Source organism: Slackia exigua ATCC 700122, assembly GCF_000162875.1.
GTDB classification, from domain to species: domain Bacteria; phylum Actinomycetota; class Coriobacteriia; order Coriobacteriales; family Eggerthellaceae; genus Slackia; species Slackia exigua.
The window spans coordinates 47,311-48,157 of sequence record NZ_GG700631.1; the positions used below are offsets into that span (position 1 = coordinate 47,311).

Consider the following 847-nt stretch of genomic DNA (forward strand, 5'->3'; position numbering starts at 1 on the left):
GAGGCCGCGTCGGGCCGCGGGCCCGCGGCCCAGCCGGCGGGCCTGCCGTCGAAGCAGTCCACGACGGCGCTCAGGTAGGCCTTCGAGCCGCACGGCAGGCGGAACTCGGTGATGTCGGTGAGCCACAGCTCGTCGGGGGAGTCGGCGCGGAAGTCGCGCCCGACCAGGTTGGGAGGGGCCTCCGAGATCTCCCCGGCGTAGGAGCTGTAGCGCCTGCGGCGGCGCCTCGCGTAGACGGCCCCGACGCCCTCCTCGCGCATGATGCGGCGCACGACCTTCTCCGAGACGAGGATCCCCCGCCGCCTCAGACGGGCCCATATCACGCGGTAGCCCCAGGCCCGCCTCCCCTCCTCGGACAGGGAACGGACCTCGCGCCTCAGGTCGGCGTACTTGTCGCGCCCGAGCCTCGCCCTGTGGTACTCATAGGAGCTCTTCGATATCCTCAAGAAACCGGTGATCGAGCGGAGGGGCAGGCCGGTCGCCCGCCTCAATCTCTCGCCGAGCTCGCACTTGCTCCTGTTCGAGATCGAAGCCGGGTCCCACCCGCCCGCTTTTAGGTCGGCCAACACCGCCCTGAGCAGCAGGTTCTCTATCTGGGCAGGCTCAAGGCCCGCCAGCGGCCCGCTCCTCGGCGGCTCGTAGGTCCCCTTCTCGCGCTCGCTCGGCCCCATCGCGGCATCCTCCTTCGGCGCAGGCTTCGCTTCCCCCGTCGGCAGGATCCTACCACGCCGGCCCTGGAGCCTGAGCGGGACGCCGCGGTCGTGCGGAAGCCTTCCGGCCGCCCAGTTTCCCACGCTCACGCGACCGACGCCGGCGATCGCGGCGGCCTCGGCCTGCGTCATGCCCT

General features: G+C 71.7%; 1 protein-coding gene. It reads right to left on the reverse strand.

The features are described from left to right. Positions 1–842: IS3 family transposase (locus HMPREF0762_RS09325; protein WP_169305437.1), on the reverse strand; the 842-nt coding region annotated here is incomplete at its 3' end. Positions 843–847 lie beyond the last annotated feature (5 nt).